The sequence below is a fragment of the Clavibacter michiganensis genome (assembly GCF_002151125.1).
GTDB lineage: Bacteria > Actinomycetota > Actinomycetes > Actinomycetales > Microbacteriaceae > Clavibacter > Clavibacter michiganensis_C.
Genome location: NZ_MDJZ01000005.1, coordinates 162198 through 180264, shown reverse-complemented (window position 1 = coordinate 180264; position 18067 = coordinate 162198). Strand labels below are relative to the sequence as shown.

14 protein-coding genes are annotated in these 18067 nt (G+C 73.5%); 12 read left to right on the top strand and 2 right to left on the bottom strand.

The window, feature by feature from the left end; translation table 11 throughout:
- The first annotated feature begins 13 nt into the window (after positions 1-13).
- From BFL37_RS03445 to BFL37_RS03435, 3 genes are all read left to right on the top strand, one after another.
- Positions 14-2974, top strand: a complete 2961-nt coding sequence (locus BFL37_RS03445; RefSeq protein WP_086513763.1) for an MMPL family transporter — start codon at positions 14-16, stop codon at positions 2972-2974.
- Positions 2971-4866, top strand: a complete 1896-nt coding sequence (locus BFL37_RS03440; RefSeq protein WP_086513762.1) for a YhgE/Pip domain-containing protein — start codon at positions 2971-2973, stop codon at positions 4864-4866. Before BFL37_RS03445 ends, BFL37_RS03440 begins: the two co-directional genes overlap by 4 nt.
- A gap of 193 nt (positions 4867-5059) precedes the next feature.
- Complete coding sequence (locus tag BFL37_RS03435) at positions 5060-6370, top strand: hypothetical protein (protein WP_086513761.1); 1311 nt, start codon at positions 5060-5062, stop codon at positions 6368-6370.
- A 73-nt stretch (positions 6371-6443) separates the two neighbouring features.
- On the opposite strand, the gene BFL37_RS03430 is transcribed toward BFL37_RS03435, so the two are convergent.
- Positions 6444-6746, bottom strand: coding sequence for a putative quinol monooxygenase (locus BFL37_RS03430; RefSeq protein ID WP_086513760.1), 303 nt, complete (start codon positions 6744-6746; stop codon positions 6444-6446).
- Positions 6747-6926: 180 nt separating this feature from the next.
- The gene (locus tag BFL37_RS03425; RefSeq protein ID WP_086513759.1) at positions 6927-7802 is read right to left on the bottom strand and encodes a sugar phosphate isomerase/epimerase family protein; all 876 of its coding nucleotides are present in this window, start codon (positions 7800-7802) and stop codon (positions 6927-6929) included.
- 147 nt (positions 7803-7949) lie between these two features.
- On the opposite strand from BFL37_RS03425, the gene BFL37_RS03420 reads away from it, so the two are divergent.
- The 9 genes from BFL37_RS03420 to mnhG all read left to right on the top strand — a co-directional run bounded on the left by BFL37_RS03420 (position 7950) and on the right by mnhG (position 18053).
- A complete protein-coding gene (locus tag BFL37_RS03420) occupies positions 7950-8777 on the top strand; it encodes a fructosamine kinase family protein (protein WP_086513758.1) in 828 nt (275 codons plus the stop codon).
- 100 nt (positions 8778-8877) lie between these two features.
- Positions 8878-10473 carry an alpha,alpha-trehalose-phosphate synthase (UDP-forming) gene (locus BFL37_RS03415; protein WP_086513757.1) on the top strand — a complete coding sequence of 532 codons (1596 nt, stop codon included), beginning with the start codon at positions 8878-8880 and terminating at the stop codon, positions 10471-10473.
- 5 nt (positions 10474-10478) lie between these two features.
- Positions 10479-11306: a trehalose-phosphatase gene (otsB, locus tag BFL37_RS03410; RefSeq protein WP_086513756.1), complete on the top strand. Its 828-nt coding sequence runs from the start codon at positions 10479-10481 to the stop codon at positions 11304-11306.
- Positions 11307-11380: 74 nt separating this feature from the next.
- Entirely contained in the window at positions 11381-14386 is a 3006-nt protein-coding gene (locus tag BFL37_RS03405; protein ID WP_086513755.1) for a Na+/H+ antiporter subunit A, read from the top strand.
- Complete coding sequence (locus tag BFL37_RS03400; protein ID WP_086513754.1) at positions 14383-14943, top strand: Na(+)/H(+) antiporter subunit C; 561 nt, start codon at positions 14383-14385, stop codon at positions 14941-14943. The genes BFL37_RS03405 and BFL37_RS03400 overlap by 4 nt, the downstream gene beginning before the upstream one ends.
- Positions 14940-16532, top strand: coding sequence for a Na+/H+ antiporter subunit D (locus BFL37_RS03395; RefSeq protein WP_086513753.1), 1593 nt, complete (start codon positions 14940-14942; stop codon positions 16530-16532). The genes BFL37_RS03400 and BFL37_RS03395 overlap by 4 nt, the downstream gene beginning before the upstream one ends.
- Complete coding sequence (locus BFL37_RS03390; RefSeq protein WP_086513752.1) at positions 16529-17203, top strand: Na+/H+ antiporter subunit E; 675 nt, start codon at positions 16529-16531, stop codon at positions 17201-17203. The genes BFL37_RS03395 and BFL37_RS03390 overlap by 4 nt, the downstream gene beginning before the upstream one ends.
- Positions 17200-17475, top strand: a complete 276-nt coding sequence (locus BFL37_RS03385) for a monovalent cation/H+ antiporter complex subunit F (RefSeq protein WP_086513751.1) — start codon at positions 17200-17202, stop codon at positions 17473-17475. The genes BFL37_RS03390 and BFL37_RS03385 overlap by 4 nt, the downstream gene beginning before the upstream one ends.
- The gene (gene mnhG, locus BFL37_RS03380) at positions 17472-18053 is read left to right on the top strand and encodes a monovalent cation/H(+) antiporter subunit G (RefSeq protein WP_086513750.1); all 582 of its coding nucleotides are present in this window, start codon (positions 17472-17474) and stop codon (positions 18051-18053) included. Before BFL37_RS03385 ends, mnhG begins: the two co-directional genes overlap by 4 nt.
- Positions 18054-18067: the final 14 nt, after the last annotated feature.

The following is an 18067-nucleotide window of genomic DNA, read 5'->3' as shown; positions in this document are numbered from 1 at the left end:
GAGCCACAAGCCCATGGCCACGCTTCTGTACCGGCTCGGCCGGATCTCGTTCCTCCACCCGTGGCGCGTCGTCGCCGCGTGGATCCTCGTCCTCGGCATCCTGCTGGGCGGCGGCCTCGCGCTCGGCGGGAAGACCCAGGAGTCGTTCTCGATCCCGGGCACCGAGTCGCAGGAGGCGATCGACCGGCTCGCCGCCGTGTTCCCGCAGGCCGCGGGCGCGAGCGCGCAGATCGTGACCGAGGCGCCGGCCGGCGAGAGGGTCACCGACGACGGCCCGAAGGCCGCCATCGAGGCGACCGCGACGGCCGCGGGCGAGGTCGACGGCGTCGAGACGGCGCTCTCGCCCTTCTCCGAGTACGCGACCGACGCGGTGTCCGACGACGGCACCGTGGCGATCACGACCGTCCAGTTCGCCGGGCAGAGCGACCAGGTGACGACCGCCACGCTCGACGCGCTGAAGGAGTCGGCGCAGGCCGCGACGGACGCCGGCCTCACCGTCTCGTTCGGGGGGCAGGTCTTCCAGGACATCCACTACGGCGTCACGGTCACGGAGGCGTTCGGCGTGCTGTTCGCGGGCCTCGTGCTCGTGCTCACCTTCGGGTCGATGCTCGCGGCCGGGCTGCCGCTCATCGGCGCGCTGGTCGGCGTCGCGGCGTCCGCGGGCGCGCTGCTCGCCGCCGCGAGGTTCGTCACTGTGTCGAGCGCGTCGCCGCTGCTCGCCGTGATGATCGGCCTGGCGGTCGGCATCGACTACGCCCTCTTCATCCTCATGCGGCACCGCACGCAGCTCGCCAACGGCATGCCCGTCGAGCGCTCGGCGGCGACCGCGGTGGCGACCGCGGGCAGCGCCGTGATCTTCGCGGGAGTGACCGTGATCATCGCGCTGCTCGGGCTGCTCGTGGTCCAGATCCCGTTCCTCACGGTCATGGGCCTCGGCGCGGCGTTCGCCGTGCTGCTCGCCATGGGCGTCGCGACGACCCTGCTGCCCGCGATGCTCGGGTTCGCGGGCGAGCGGCTCCGGCCGAAGGAGGGCTCGCGGGCCGCGCGCCGCGCGAAGGCGCAGGCCGAGGGCACCCAGCGCACGCTCGGCGCGCGCTGGGTGAAGATCGTCACGAAGGTGCCGATCATCCCCGTCGTCATCGTCGTCGGCATCGCCGGCCTCCTCGCCGTCCCCGCGTCGCAGCTGCAGCTGGGGCTGCCGAGCGGGGCGACCGACCCCGCCGGATCCACCAGCCGCGTCGCGTACGACACCGTCTCGGACGCGTTCGGCCCGGGCTACAACGGCGCGCTCGTCGTGCTGGTCGACATCACGCAGACCACCGACCCGATCGGGGTGCTGGGGGACATCGGCGACGAGATCCGCGGCCTCGACGACGTTGCCTTCGTCGGCACCGGCACGCCGAACCCGTCGGTCGACACCGCGATCATCCAGGTCGTGCCGGACAGCGCGCCCGAGTCGGCGGAGACGACGGCGCTCATGCAGTCCATCCGCGACCTCGCGCCCGGGCTGCAGGACCGCTACGACACGCGCGTGTCCGTCACGGGCACCACGGCCGTGCAGAACGACATCTCGCAGCGGCTCGACCAGGCGCTCGTGCCGTTCGGCATCGTCGTGGTGGGGCTGTCGATCATCCTGCTGATGATCGTGTTCCGCTCGATCTTCGTGCCCGTCAAGGCCGCGGTCGGCTTCCTGCTGAGCGTCATCGTCTCGTTCGGCACCGTGGTCCTGATCTTCCAGGACGGCCTGTTCGCCGACGTGCTCGGCGTGACGCCCGGCCCCATCCTCAGCTTCATGCCGATCCTCCTCATGGCGATCCTGTTCGGGCTCGCCATGGACTACGAGGTGTTCCTCGTCTCCGGGATGCGCGAGGACTTCGTGCACCACGGCGACGCGAGGCGCGCCATCGTCACGGGCTTCTCGGGCGCGGCGCGCGTCGTGACGGCGGCCGCGCTCATCATGTTCTTCGTCTTCGCGGCGTTCGTGCCCGAGGGCGCGGGCGTGATCAAGACCATCGCGCTCGGCCTCGCGGTCGGCATCTTCTTCGACGCGTTCCTCGTGCGCATGACCCTGGTGCCCGCCGCCATGGCGCTGCTCGGGAAGCGGGCGTGGTGGATCCCGCGCTGGCTCGACCGGATCCTGCCGGACGTGGACATCGAGGGCGAGGGCCTCCGCGAGCACCAGGACGACGTCGACTGGGCGCACGCGTCCGGCGCCGCCGTCGCGGCCGAGCGGCTCGTCGTGGGCGCGCCGGGTCGCCGGCTCCTGCCCGTCGACCTCAGCGCGCCGGCCGGATCCCTCGTGCTCGTCGAGGGCGAGGTCGCCGACCGCCGCCTCCTCGGTGCGACGCTGGGCGCCCGGCTCGCGCCGCTGTCCGGCCGCGCGCACGTCGCCGGCCACCCGCTCGCCTCCGAGGCCGGCCGCGTGCTCACGAGCGTCGCCATGGCCGACCTCGGCCGCGTCGACCGCGTCGACTCGGGCGTCACCGTCGGCGACCTCCTGGCCGAGCGCATCGACCTGTCCGAGCCGATGGGCCGCCGCCGCGGCGCCCGGGCGCGGCGGGCGGAGTGGCTCGCGCGGATCGACCAGGCGGCCGACGCCGCGGGATCCGGTCGCATCGCCGCCGACGACCCCGTCGGATCCCTGCTCCCGCTCGAGCGCGCCATCGCCCTCACCGCGATGGCCGCCTCGGGACGCGCCCCCGTGCTCGTGCTCGACGTGGTGGACCCCTTCCCGGACGCCGCCGCCGAGCGCGCGTTCCTCGCCGCCCTGCCCGCGCTCGTGCACGAGAGCACGACCGTCGTCCTGGGCGCGCCGTGGTTCCCGGACGAGCACGGGATCCCCGGCCGCCCGACCGTGCGCCTCCGCCTCGCCGCGGACGACGCGCCGGACGCGCCGGACGCGGGCGACGACCTCGCCGGCGACCGCACCGACATCGACCAGCCCGTCACGACCGGCAAGGAGACCCGCCGATGACCACCCGCTCCGTACGCCGACGGCTCGCCGTCGCCCTCGTCGCGATCGTGCCCCTCGCGGTCGCCGGCCTCTTCATCGGCTCGCTCTCGGACGTCACGGAGGGCGTCGAGCGGGTGCCCGCCGCGATCGTCAACCAGGACGAGATCGTGCAGCAGACGGCGCCCGACGGCACCGAGTCGCCCGTGCTCGCCGGCCGCCTGCTCGTCACGCAGCTCACCTCCGACGACAACCAGGCCTTCGACTGGACCATCACCAACGCCGACGAGGCCGAGCGCATGCTCGACGACGGCGAGGTCTACGCGGTGCTGACCGTGCCGGAGGACTTCTCCGCCTCCATCGTCTCCCTGTCGACCGAGACCCCCGAGCGCGCGCAGATCAGCGTGAAGACGGACGACGCGCACGGCTACCTGACGGGCGCCGCGACGCAGGCCGTGGGCGTCGGCATGACGAGCGTGTTCGGCAACGCGATCACCTCGCAGTTCGTCTCCGGCATCTACACGACCTTCGACGGGCTCAAGGGCTCGCTGACCGACGCGGGCGACGGAGCCGACCAGCTCGCCGACGGCGCCACGCAGCTCTCGCAGGGCGCGACCTCGCTCGGCGACGGGATCACGCAGCTCGGCGACGGGGTCGGGCAGTCGCAGCAGGGCGCATCGCAGCTCGCCGACGGCCTCGGCACCTACACGGGCGGGGTCTCGCAGCTCTCCTCGGGGCTCGACCAGCTGCAGGCGGGGGCCGCGGGCCTCTCGCAGGTGTCCGACGGGGTCGGTCAGTACGCGGGCGGGGCGGGGCAGATCGCGGCCCAGGTGCAGGGGATCCGGCAGCAGCTGTCGGCCGACCCGCAGACCGCACCGCTCGCCGCGCAGCTCCAGCCGCTCGAGCAGGGGCTCGACCAGTACGCGGCGCAGGGGCGGACCCTCGCGACCCAGGCGGCCGCCGGGATCCAGGGCGTCCAGCAGGGCATCGGCCAGAGCGCGTCCGGCGCGTCGCAGCTCGCGGCCAACGGCGGCGCGCTCGTCTCCGGCGCCCGCCAGCTCAGCGACGGGCTCGGCCAGCTCCGCACGGGCACGACCTCCGCGGCCACGGGCGCGGGCGACCTCGCGACCGGCGCGGACGCGCTGTCCTCCGGCGCGACCGAGCTCGGCACCGGGCTCAGCCAGGGCGCGGAGCAGATCCCGTCGCTCGACGCCGACCAGGCCGCGTCCGCATCGGGCGTCGTCGCGGATCCGGTCGGCCTGACGGTGGAGCGCGAGAACGAGATCGGCAGCCCGGGCGACGCGATCGCCGCGATCTTCGTGCCCGTCGGCCTGTGGCTCGGCGCGTTCGCGACCTTCCTCGTGCTGCGTCCCGCCGCCCGCCGGCTGCTCGCCTCCTCGGCGGCGACCGGCCGCGTGATGGGGCGCGTGCTCGCCCGCGCCGCCCTGATCGCGCTCGCCCAGGTGGTGCTGCTCGTGGCGCTCGTGCACGCGGCGCTCGGCCTGTCCCTCGCGCTGCTGCCCGCGACCCTCGGGTTCGCGGCCGTCACCGCGGCGGCCTTCACGGCGATCCACTACCTGCTCCGCCAGGCCTTCGGCCGCGCCGGGCTCGTGGTGTCGCTGATCCTGCTGGCCGTCCAGGCCGCGGCGCTCGGCGGGGTGGTGCCGCTCCAGCTCGTGGCCGCGCCGTTCCAGGCCATCAGCCCCTTCCTGCCGCTGACCTACGCGGCGTCCGGCATGCAGGCGATCATCGCGGGCGGCGCGCCCGACCTCGCCTGGGGAGCGGCCGGCGTGCTCGCCGTGTTCCTGCTGCTGAGCCTCGCGGTGTCGTACCTCGTGACGCGTCGGTCGCGCCGGGCGCGGAGCCTCGGGCTGGTGCCCGGCGCGGCCCCGTCCTCGGTCGCCGTCGCGGTCTGACGCCGGCGCGGTCCGACGCCGGCGCGCGGCGACAGGGCCCCGGGGATCGGTCCACGGCGACCGTCCCGCGTCGGGCGGTCGCCGTGGGGCGGTCGCCATCGGCCGGGCGCGGGGGCGGGACCGTGGACAGCGCGCCCGCGGCCCGGCGCGGCACCCGTAACCTCCTGAGAACCATTCTCAGAAAGCGGGCACCATGCGCATCCCCTCCCTCCTCGCCGTCGGCCTCGCGTCCCTCGGCCTCGTCGCGGGATCCCTCGCGGCCCCCGCCCCCGCGGCCGACGCGGCACCGCGTGCGCGCTGGCTGCTCGTCGCCGACCCGTCCGCGCACGCCGTCTCCGTGGTGGACGCGGCCACCGGGCGCATCACCGGCGCGCTGCCCGGCGCGGTGCTCGGCACTCATGCGGGCGTGATCCAGATGGGCCACGGCCGCGTGGCCTTCGTCGACGAGTCCGGACCGCGCCTAGACGTCGTCGACATCGCCTCCTCCGGCGTCCCGCGCATCGCCTCCTCCACGCCGATCCCGGCCGTCGCGGGCGCGTGGACCCGGGCGGGCTGGATCGCGGACGACCCCGGGCACCGGTTCGTCGCGGTCGGCTCGGACATCGACGGATCCACCACGCAGCAGGTCACGGTGGTCGACACCCGCAGGCGGATGGCGAGCACCGCGACGATCCGCACGAGCGAGGTCACGCTCGCCACGACGGGGGAGCGCGGCACCGAGGAGATGGAGACGTTCCTCGTCGGGTCGCCGCTCCGGCTCGTCGTGAGCGCGGGCGGCCGCTTCGACGCGTACGACGTGGCGGCCATCCTCCGCGGCGACACCGCGCCGACGCCCGTCGCGACGACCCCGCTGGGCGCGTATCCGCACGGGCCCGTGGCGGACGCGCACGGCACCGCGATCGGCTCCACGCTGCACGACGGGATCGAGACCATGCCGATCACCCGCGACGGGTTCGGCGCTCCCGTCACGCGTCCCTACCCCGAGCCCGCCGTGCAGAGCTACCGGCCGCGCCTGGCGCCGGACGGCGAGACGGCCGTGGGGACGCAGACCGGCACGGGGCCGGGCGCGCCCACGCTGCTCACGTCGTCGTCGATGCACGGCGCGGGCGTCGCGAGCGTGGCGCTCGGATCGGGCGCGTCGACGCGCGCGGTCGTCACGCCCGGGTACGCGGCCGCCGTCGTGACCGCGGGCGGCACGGACACGCTGTCCCTCGTCGCCCGCGGGCGCTCGGGCCTGTACGACGGCGCCGTGACGACCGTGCGGCTGCCGGCGCTCGGGCAGTCGCCGGGCGCCGGATCCGCGGCGCGCTTCCTCGCCGCGTCCGACGACGGATCCGAGCTGTTCCTGTCCCGGGCGGGCACGGGATCCGTCCTCGAGATCGACGTCGCGGGCACGACGGCGACGGTGCGCGGCACGATCGCCGTCCCGTCCGCGCTCGCGGACGGCGGCTACCTCGCCACGGTGGATCCGCACCAGCGCCCCTACGACCTCAGCGGGCGCTGACCGGGATCCGCCGGCGAGACGACGACGGCCGCCCGGTCGCCGGGCGGCCGTCGTCGTCGTGCGGTGCGCGCAGCTACAGCGCGAGCGCGATGCGCCCGCTGAACACGCGGGTGACGGGCGGCGCGGCCAGCACCTCACCGAGGCGGGCGGCGCCCTCGGGCGTGGCGCGCCAGGCGACGTACGCGTCGTGGTCGGCGGTCGACGCCCAGTGCTCCACGACGACCATGCGCGCGGGGTCGGCGTCGTCGACGAGGACGTCGAGGCCCTCGTTGCCCGCGAAGGCGCGGGTGGCCTGCAGCGTCTCGGCGAGGACGTCGGCGACGTCGGACAGACGGCTCTCGTCGACCTGGATCTCGAGGTGCACGGTGGTGCTCATGGTGTCTCCGGTCCCGACGTCGGGCGGGCGGGGCCACGCGCGGCGTCGATCATGTGCGGGGACGATCCCCTGACACATCCAACCCCGCGCGGCTGCGCGACAGTCCCGAAGAGCTCGGGTGGGCGTGTCGGACGCGCCCCGGGCCGGCGGCGCGGGCATCCGATGGGGACGCCCCGCGGATCACCTGTCGCGGCGGAGCGCGGTGCGGAGCCGCTGGTACCCGGACACCACGGGCGGCGCCACGGGCGTCCTCTCGGGCGCGGTGTCCAGCCGGAGCTGGCGCTGCGCGAACTCGCGGGTCTCGATGAGCATCGCGAGGCGCTGCTCCTCGGTCTTGGCCTTGCGCGTGTTCACCTCGGCGACCACGCCGCCCTGCCAGCCCTGCTCGGCGAGCCAGCGGAGCGTCTCGGCGACGGGTTGCGTGCCGCGACCGGGCAGCAGGTGCTCGTCGAGGATGCGGCCGTCGTCCTGCGAGCCGGATCCGTCGCACAGGTGCACGTGGCGCAGGCGCGGGCCGAGGGCCTTGGCCATCTCGAGCGCGTCCTGGCCGGAGAGCGAGGCGTGGGAGAAGTCGAGGGTGGTGGCGTCGCAGTCCATGTCGCGCGGATCCCAGCCGGGCGCGTACGCCTTCATGCTGCGACCCGCGACCTGCCACGGGAACATGTTCTCGACCGCGATCTCCACGCCCGTCTCCGTCTGGATGGAGCGCACGATCTCGAGGAACGACTCCGCGTAGCCGGCCTGCCAGCGGAACGGCGGGTGCACGACGACGGCGGGAGCACCGACCGCGCGGGCGAGCTCCGCCGATCGCTCCAGCTTCACCTTGGGGTCGCGGCCCCACACGAAGTGCGTGAGCAGCAGGACGGGCGCGTGGATGGAGAGGATCGGCAGCCCGTGCTTCTCCGACATGGCGCGGAGGGCGGCGGCGTCCTGGGTGACCTCGTCGTTCGTCACCATGATCTCGACGCCGTCGAAGCCGGCGCGCTTCGCCATGACGAAGGCGTTCTCGACGGGCTGGGGGTACACGCAGGTCGTGCTCATGCCTACTCGGATCACGTCGGCGAGCGTACCCGCCGCCGCTGGGCCCCCGGGGTACGCGGGCCGTCCGGCGCGTGTCGGGTGCGCGACGCGGACAGCGGCGGGCGGCATGCTGGATCGGACGGGAGGGCGGCCGCGCGCCGCCCGCGAGGCGAGGGAGCGGACATGGCGGCTGCGGGATCCGGCGGGCACGGCGGCGGGGAGGCCTTCCGCAAGGAGCGGCCCGAGGCGCCGTCCGGCTTCTTCGAGGCGGAGGCGGCCGGGCTCGCGTGGCTCCGGGAGGCGGAGCCCGACGGGGGAGCGCGCGTGGTGCGGGTGCTCGACGTGGCGCCCGGCCGGATCGACCTCGAGCGCCTCGCGACCGCCCGGCCCACCCGGGAGGCGGCCCGCGCGCTCGGCGCGGCCCTCGCCGTCACCCACGACGCCGGCGCTCCCGCCTTCGGATCCCCGCCCGCGGGCCTCGACGGGCCGGCGTTCATCGGGCGCCAGCCGCTGTCGGTCCGTGACCCGGGGGGAGCGGGATCGGGCGGCGCGGACGAGGGCTGGGGCGCCTGGTACGCCCGCGAGCGCGTCCTGCCCTACCTCCGCCGGGCGGTCGACGCGGGCAACGCGACCGCGGGCCAGGCGGCCGACGTCGAGCGCGCGTGCGCCGTCGCGGCCGACGGCCGGTTCGACGACGGCGCGCCGCCCGCGCGGATCCACGGCGACCTCTGGTCCGGCAACGTGCAGTGGACGGACGCCGGCGCGGTGCTCATCGACCCGGCCGCGCACGGCGGCCACCGCGAGACCGACCTGGCCATGCTCGCGCTCTTCGGCTGCCCCGGCCTCGACGACCTGCTCGGCGCCTACGCCGACACCGGATCCCTCGCCGCGGGATGGCGCACCCGCGTGAGCCTGCACCAGCTCCATCCGCTCGCCGTGCACGCCGCCTCGCACGGCCCGTCCTACGGCGACGCGCTGCACGACGCGGCCCGCGCGGTGCTCCGGATGTGACGCCGATCGACCCGCGACCCCCGGTCACGCCGCGGTCGGGCTGGTAGCCTCGACCCATCGAGCAGGTACCACAGAGCTCTGCGCAACCGAGACGGGAACCGTGACTCCGCCACCCTCATCCACGCCCTCCGCGACCGAGCCCACCACGGCCGACGCGCACGACGGCGACCACGTCGAGCCCGGCGCCTACGACCTCGTCGTCGTCTCCAACCGCCTCCCGGTCGACCGCGTCGTCGCCGCCGACGGCACCACCTCCTGGCGGCACTCGCCGGGCGGCCTGGTCACGGCGCTCGAGCCGGTGATGCGCGCCAACGAGGGCGCGTGGGTCGGCTGGCCGGGCATCGCCGACCACGACGTCGAGCCCTTCGTCGACGACGGCATCTCGATCATCCCCGTCACGCTCTCCGAGCAGGACCTCGCCGAGTACTACGAGGGCTTCTCCAACGACACCCTCTGGCCGCTCTACCACGACGTCATCGCGCAGCCGAGCTACCACCGGGAGTGGTGGGACACCTACGTCACCGTCAACCAGCGCTTCGCCGACGCGGCCGCGAAGGCCGCGGCTCCCGGCGCCACCGTCTGGGTGCAGGACTACCAGCTGCAGCTCGTGCCGAAGATGCTCCGCGAGCAGCGGCCGGACCTCACCATCGGCTTCTTCAACCACATCCCGTTCCCGCCCTACGGCATCTACTCGCAGCTGCCGTGGCGCACGCAGATCATCGAGGGCCTGCTCGGGGCGGACGTGATCGGCTTCCAGCGCGTGGCCGACGCCGGCAACTTCACCCGCGCGGTCCGGCGGCTCTTCGGGTACACGACCCGCGGATCCACGGTGGACGTGCCCGTGCGCGGCGGCGTCCCGCTCACCGTCCCCGGCACCAAGCCGTCGAAGCCGGTGCGGGAGCTGCGAACCCGCCAGGTCGTCGCCAAGCACTACCCGATCTCCATCGACGCGCGCAGCTACGAGGAGATGGCCAAGGACCCGGCCATCCAGGAGCGCGCCCGCCAGATCCGCGCTGACCTCGGCGACCCGAGGACGATCCTCCTGGGCGTCGACCGGCTCGACTACACGAAGGGCATCGGCCACCGCCTCAAGGCGTTCGGCGAGCTCCTCGCCGAGGGCCGCGTCTCGGTCGAGGACGCGACGCTCGTGCAGGTCGCGAGCCCCAGCCGCGAGCGCGTCGAGACGTACCGGCAGCTGCGCGACGAGATCGAGCTCACGGTCGGCCGGATCAACGGCGACTACGGATCCATCAGCCACACCGCCATCAGCTACCTGCACCACGGGTACCCGAAGGAGGAGATGGTGGCGCTGTGCCTCGCGGCGGACGTCATGCTCGTCACCGCCCTCCGCGACGGGATGAACCTCGTCGCCAAGGAGTACGTGGCCACCAAGCACTCGAACGAGGGCGTCCTGGTGCTGAGCGAGTTCGCGGGCGCCGCGGACGAGCTGAAGGCCGCGCTCCTCGTGAACCCGCACGACATCGAGGGTCTCAAGGAGGCGATCCTCCGCGCCATCGAGATGCCGAAGGCCGAGCAGCGCAAGCGCATGCGGTCGCTCCGCAAGCGCGTGTTCGAGAACGACGTCGCGGCGTGGTCGAGCTCCTTCCTCGCCGACCTCGGGCGCACGCACGCCGCCTCGATCCACGAGGGCCCCGACGAAGAGGTCGTCGAGCCGGCTCTCGACGAGGGCTGGTAGCGACCGTGGTCGAGCTCACCACCGACATCCAGGCCACGGGCGGCCGCGGATTCCCGGGACGACTGTTCGAGGCCCTCACGGAGCTCGCGCGGACGCCCCGCCTCCTGGTCGCGCTCGACTTCGACGGCACGCTCGCCCCGGAGGTCGACGACCCCGAGAAGGCCCGCGCCGTCCCCGAGGCGCGCGCCGCGGTGCTGGCGCTCCTGGCGCTCCCGGAGACCCGCGTCGCGCTGGTCTCGGGCCGTGCCCTGCGGAGCCTCGAGGCCGTGGCCGACCTGCCCGACGAGGTGCTGCTCGTGGGATCCCACGGGGTGGAGATCCGCCTCGACAGCGACGACATCGAGCTCACGCTGGACGAGGGCGAGCTCGCCCAGCGCGGCGTGCTCTCCGACGTGCTCGGCCAGGTCGCCGACTCCCTCGACGAGGTGTGGATCGAGGAGAAGCCCGCGGGCTTCGCCCTCCACACGCGCCTCGCGACCGAGAAGCACAGCAGGATCGCCCACCTCGTCGCCACGCAGGAGGCGCACGCGGAGGTCGAGGGCCTCAAGGTGCGCTCCGGCAAGGACGTGCTGGAGTTCAGCGTCCGGCACGCCACCAAGGGCGAGGCCGTCGAGCACCTCAGGCGGTACGCCGAGGCGACGGCCGTCTTCTACGCGGGCGACGACGTCACCGACGAGGACGCGTTCGCCGCGCTCCAGGCCGGCGACCTCGGGCTGAAGAGCGGCACGGGGGCCACGGCCGCGGACTTCCGCGTCGACGGCCCGCACGACGTCGCGCGCGTGCTGCAGGTGCTCGCGGACCTCCGCGCCGAACCCGCCGTGCAGCCGGACTGACCTGCGCGTCCCGGTCTCTCAGGCAGGGCTCAGGTACTCTGGGGAGATAGCCGACTCGTGAGAGGAGACCGCACGTGATCGTCCTCCTCTCGGTGTTCCTGCTGGCCTCCGTCGGCATCCCGCTGCTCGCCCGCGTGATGGGCGTCCGCGCGTTCCTCGTCGCCGCCCTCGTGCCGGCCGCCGCCTTCGCCTACACGATCGCGCAGGCCCCGACGGTGCTCCCGGACGGCGAGGTCGTCGAGCGCGTCGAGTGGATCCCCTCGCTCGGCATCACGCTCGACATGCGGATGGACGCGCTGTCCTGGCTGCTCGCGCTCGTGGTCACGGGCGTCGGGGCCCTCGTGCTCCTCTACTGCGCGCGCTACTTCCGGAGCTCGGAGGAGGGGCTGGGGCGCTTCGCCGGCCTCCTCGTCGCGTTCGCGGGCGTCATGTACGGCCTCGTGCTCGCCGACGACGTGTTCGTGCTCTTCACCTTCTGGGAGGCGACGAGCGTCCTCTCCTACCTCCTCATCGGCCACTACACGGGCAAGAAGGCCAGTCGCGGCGCCGCGCTGCAGGCGCTCCTCGTCACCACGGCGGGCGGGCTCGCGATGCTCGTGGGCCTCGTGATCCTCTCGGTCACCGGAGGCACGACGAGCCTCGCCGCGCTGGTGGCGGATCCGCCTGGCGGCTCGCTGATCCCCATCGCGATCGTGCTGATCCTCCTGGGCGCGCTCTCGAAGTCGGCCCTCGTCCCCTTCCACTTCTGGCTGCCCGCCGCGATGGCCGCGCCGACGCCGGTGAGCGCCTACCTGCACGCCGCCGCGATGGTGAAGGCGGGCATCTACCTCATCGCCCGCCTCGCGCCGGGCTACGCCGACGTGCCCGGCTGGCGCGTGCTGCTCGTCTCGCTGGGAGTGGCGACGATGCTCGTCGGCGGCTGGCGCGCGCTCAAGCAGATGGACCTGAAGCTCGTCCTCGCCTACGGCACGGTCAGCCAGCTCGGCTTCCTCACCGTGGTCGTCGGGTACGGCACGCGCGACGCCGCGCTGGCGGGCGTCGCGCTGCTCCTCGCGCACGCGCTGTTCAAGGCGACCCTGTTCCTGGTCGTCGGCGTCGTCGACCACCGGGCAGGCACGCGCGACCTCCGCAAGATCAGCGGTCTCGGCCGCAAGGCGCCGGTGCTCGCGGTGATCACCGCGCTCGCCCTCGCCTCCATGGCCGGGCTACCGCCCTTCCTCGGGTTCGTGGCGAAGGAGGCCGTGCTCTCGGCGCTCCTCCTCGACGCCGAGCTCGGCGGCGGCCTCGGCTGGGTCGCGCTCGTCGGCGTCTCGGTCGGATCCTGCCTCACGGTCGCCTACAGCGCCCGCTTCATGTGGGGTGCGTTCGCCCGCAAGCGCGGCGTGGACGAGGTCCAGCCCGTGCACGAGCACCTCGACTTCCTGGTGCCGCCCGCCGTGCTCGCCGCCACCGGCCTCGTGCTCGGCTTCCTCGCGTCGTCCGTCGACGGCTGGATCGCCGGCTACGCGGACACGCTCCCGGCCGTGAGCTCCGGGGCCTCCGGGGAGCCCGACCACACGTACCACCTCGCGCTCTGGCACGGGTTGGAGCCGGCGCTGTTCATCTCGGCGGGCACGCTCGTCGTGGGTCTCGCGATGTTCCGCCTCCGCGACGGGGTCTTCGCGCTGCAGTCGCGCGTGCCGTCGTGGATCGACGCGGCCCGCATCTACTGGGCCTCGATGCGCCTCATCGACCGGGTCGCCGCGCGCACCACCGCCACGACGCAGCGCGGATCGCTGCCCTTCTACCTCGGCGTGATCCTGCTGGTGCTCATCGGATCCGTGGGCTCCGCGCTCGCGCTCAACCGCTCCTGGCCGACCTCGGCCGTGCCCTTCGACCACCCGGCGCAGCCCGTCATCGGCATCGTGATGGTCGTCGCCGCCATCGCCGCGGCCCGCGCCGGCAAGCGCTTCCAGGCCGTCGTGCTCGTCGGCGTCACCGGCTACGGCATGGCCGCGCTGTTCGCCCTGCACGGCGCCCCCGACCTCGCGCTCACGCAGGTGCTCATCGAGACGATCACGCTGGTCGCGTTCGTCCTCGTGCTCCGCCGCCTGCCCGTGCGGCTGGGGGAGCGGAACCGCTCGGTGCACCCGATCTGGCGCGCGGGCATCGGCATCGCCGTCGCCGCGCTCATGTCCACGGTCGCGGTGGTGGCGCTCGGGGCCCGGGTCGCGGATCCCATCTCCCTCGAGTTCCCGCGCCTCGCGTACGAGCAGGGCCACGGCAGCAACGTCGTCAACGTGACCCTCGTCGACCTCCGCGGCTGGGACACCATGGGCGAGATCGCCGTCCTGATCGTCGCGGCGACCGGCGTGGCGAGCCTCATCTTCCTCAACCGCCGCACCGACTCCCTGCCCCGCCTCACCGCGCCGTCGCGCCGCAGCCTCATCGCGCGCCTGTCGGGCCGTCGCGACCCGGGGCTCGGGGAGGACCTGGAGATGGAGAGCGGCACCGAGGGCCCGCGGTCCGACGCCCGCCTCGCGGTCAAGGACGCAGGGCGCACCGAGCGCAGCCCGTGGCTCCTCGCCGGGCGCACGCTCGCGCCGCAGAACCGGTCGATCCTCCTCGAGGTCGTCGTCCGGCTCCTCTTCCACAGCCTCATCGTCGTGTCCGTGTACCTGCTCTTCTCCGGGCACAACCTCCCGGGCGGCGGCTTCGCGGGCGGGCTCCTCGCCGGTATGGCCCTCGTCGCGCGCTACCTCGCGGGCGGTCGCTACGAGCTGGGCGCCGCGGCGCCGGTCGACGCGGGACGCGTGCTCGGCACGGGCCTCGTCTTCACGGTCGGCACCGCCGCCGTCCCCCTCCTCTTCGGCGCCGACGCGCTGACCTCCACGTGGATCGACACGGAGGTCCCCTTCCTCGGCCACGTCGAGTTCGTCACGAGCACCTTCTTCGACGTGGGCGTGTACCTCGTGGTCGTCGGCCTCACGCTCGACGTCCTCCGCAGCCTCGGCGCGGAGGTCGACCGTCAGGAGGAGAGCGACCGGACGGTCGAGCAGGGAGCGGACGGCATGGAGACCGAGCAGGGGGTGAGCGTGTGAGCGTCTCCGTCACCCTCATCGTGATCATGGCCGCCATGTACGCGACGGGCATCTACCTCATGCTCGAGCGCAGCATGACGCGCGTGCTCCTCGGCTTCCTGCTGGTGGGCAACGCGACCAACGTCCTCATCCTCATCATGTCTGGGCGGGTGGGCCTCGCCCCCATCTACGACGAGTCGGTGGATCCGTCGGAGTACGCCGACCCGCTGCCGCAGGCGCTCATGCTCACGGCCGTGGTGATCACCTTCGGCGTCTCGGCGTTCCTCATGGCGCTCATCTACCGCTCGTGGCGGCTCGCCAACGCCGACGTGGTCACCGACGACGCCGACGATCTCGCGCTGCGCGGCCCGCGCACGGGCCTGGGCGAGGAGCCCACGGTCCCCGACGACGACGACACCGAGTTCGGCACCAACGCCGAGGCCGCGATCGCCTCCGCCCGGAAGCTCCGCGACAACAGATCCGACCTGGAGGAGGCCATCGACGACTCCGCCGACGACGACGACCACCGCGACTTCCGCACGAAGCGCGCCGAGAAGGACGGGGGCGAGGGACGATGACCGTGTTCCAGGCCCTCGTGCCGCTCGTCGTGCTCGTGCCCCTGCTCGGCGCCGCGGCCGCCCTCGTCGCCGCGCGTCAGCGCCGCCTGCAGGTCGCCGTGTCGGTGCTCGCGCTCCTCGTCGTCGTGGTGATCAGCGGCGTGCTCCTCGTGCTGGTGGACCAGCAGGGCGGCCAGTCGGTGCAGGTCGGCGGGTGGGCGGCGCCGTTCGGCATCGTGCTCGTGGTCGACCGGCTCTCGGCGCTGATGCTCGTGATCTCGTCGATCGTGCTGCTCGCGGTCCTCATGTTCTCGATCGGCCAGGGACTCGAGGACGGCGACGGCGAGACCCCCGTCTCCATCTACAACCCGACCTACCTGATCCTCGCGGCGGGCGTGTTCAACGCCTTCGTGGCGGGCGACCTCTTCAACCTCTACGTCGGGTTCGAGATCCTGCTCGTGGCGAGCTACGTGCTGCTCACGCTGGGCGGCACGGAGGCCCGGATCCGTGCCGGCGTCACCTACATCGTGGTCAGCCTCGTCTCGTCCGTGCTGTTCCTCGCCTCGATCGCCATGATCTACGGCGCCCTCGGCACGGTGAACATCGCGCAGATCTCGGTGCGGCTGGCGGAGATACCCCCGGACGTGCAGCTGATCCTGCACGTCATGCTGCTCGTCGCGTTCGGCATCAAGGCGGCCGTGTTCCCGCTGTCGTTCTGGCTGCCGGACTCCTACCCGACCGCGCCCGCGCCCGTGACCGCGGTGTTCGCGGGCCTCCTCACCAAGGTCGGCGTGTACGCCATCCTCCGCACCGAGACGGTCATGTTCCCGACCGACCAGCTCTCCACCGCGCTCATGGTGGTCGCGGGGCTGACCATGGTGGTCGGGATCCTCGGCGCCGTGGCCCAGGCGGACATCAAGCGGCTGCTGTCGTTCACGCTCGTCAGCCACATCGGCTACATGATCTTCGGCATCGCGCTCAACACCGTGGCGGGCATGACCGCGACCATCTACTACGTGATCCACCACATCGTCGTGCAGACCACCCTGTTCCTCGCGTCCGGCCTCATCGAGCGCACGGGCGGCAGCACGTCGATCAACCGGCTGGGCGGCCTGCTCAAGGCGGCGCCGCTCATGGCGATCCTGTTCTTCATCCCCGCGCTCAACCTCGGCGGCATCCCGCCGTTCTCGGGCTTCATCGGCAAGGTCGCTCTGTTCGACTCGGGCGCCGAGGTCGGCGGTTGGCTGACCTACGTGATCATCGCGGCCGGCGCCGCCACGAGCCTCCTCACCCTCTACGCCCTCGCCCGAGTCTGGAACATGGCGTTCTGGCGCGACGCGGACGAGGTCGAGGACTACGAGTCGCCGCTGCTCGACCAGCTCTCCGAGCGCCCGGGCGGCGAGGGCGTGCAGACGGTGCGCAAGACCCCAGTCCTCATGACGGGCGCCACCATGGGCATGGTCGCCGTGAGCGTCGCGCTCACGGTGTTCGCGGGTCCCGTCTACGCCCTCGCGGAGCGCGCGGGCGAGAGCCTCACCGGCCCGGGCTCCGGCGTCGGCTCGGGCGAGCAGGGCTACGTCGACACCGTCTTCCCGGGAGGCATCGAGTGAGCCCGCACCGCGCCCGGGCGCGCGCCGAGCGCCTGTCGCTCCTCGTCCAGCTGCCCCTGCTCGTCTGGCTGGTGATCCTCTGGCTGCTGCTCTGGGGGCACGTCACGGTCATCTCGGTGCTCTCGGGCGTCGTGCTCGCGCTCCTGGTGACGCGGGTGTTCTACCTGCCGCCCGTCGAGCTGTCGGGGCGCTTCGACATCCGCTGGGCGTTCATCCTGCTCGGGCACTTCGCGGCGGACCTCGTCCGCGCGTCGTTCCAGGTGGCCGCGCTCGCCTTCGACTGGCGCCGCGTGCCCACCAACTCCGTCATCGCCGTCCACCTGCACACGCGGAGCGACTTCGTCATGACGCTGACGGCCGAGGTCGTCTCCCTCGTGCCGGGATCCATCGTCGTGGAGGCCGACCGCGAGCGGTCCATCCTCTACCTGCACGCGCTCGGCACCGAGACCCGCGAGGACGTCGAGCACGTGCGTATGCGCACCCTCCAGGTCGAGAGCCGCATCGTGTACACGCTCGGCACCCCGGACGACGTCTGGCGCGTCAACCGCGAGCGGCGCGAGTCCGGCCGCGAGCCGCTGCTGCAGACGCGGAAGCAGCGCGCGCACGAGCTGGTGCGCGACCGCGACCTCGAGGCGGGCCTCATCACCACCACGGGGGAGGAGCTCGCATGAGCATCGTCATGCAGGTCGGCTGGGTCGTCGTCGGCGCCCTCTTCTTCTCGACCGCGGCGATGGCGCTCGTGCGCATCGTGCGCGGCCCGAGCATCCTCGACCGGATCATCGCGTCCGACGTGCTGCTCACCACGCTCATCTGCGTGCTCGGCGCCGAGATGATCTACAACGGCCACACCCGCACGGTGCCCGTGATGCTCGTGCTCGCCATGACCGCGTTCCTCGCCACGGTCGCCGTCGCCCGCTACGTCTCGAAGCAGGACCCCTCGTGAACGACATCCTCGTGTCCGGCCCGCTGGCCGACGCCCTCGACGTCGTGAGCCTCGTGCTCCTCGTCCTCGGCGGCGTGCTCTCCGTCGCGGCGGGCGTGGGCCTCCTCCGCTTCCCGGATCCGCTCGCCCGCATGCACGCGGCGACCAAGCCGCAGATCCTCGGCGTGATCCTCGTGCTGCTGGCCCTCGCCCTCCAGTCGCAGAGCCTCAGCACGGCGGTGATGCTCGTGCCCGTCCTCCTCTTCCAGATGCTGACGGCGCCGATCTCGGCGCACATGGTCGGGCGCGCGGGCTACCGCCTCCGTCACTTCCTCCGCGAGGACCTCCTCGTCGACGAGCTGGAGGAGGCGATCGACCGGGCGCACGACGAGCTCGGCGCGGCCGAGGACGTGGACGCGTCGACGCTCCCCGTCGGGTCCGCCGAGAACATCGCCGCCGAGGAGGCCGGCCACGTGGCGGGCGGTGCCGGTCCGCGCGACGCGGTCTCGCCCGTGGCGGCTCCCACGCCCGCCGACCCGGGCCACGAGGGTCCCGACGGCGACGCGGACGCTGGCCGCCTGCCCCCGGGCATCGGCTGACCCGGGCCCTCCGG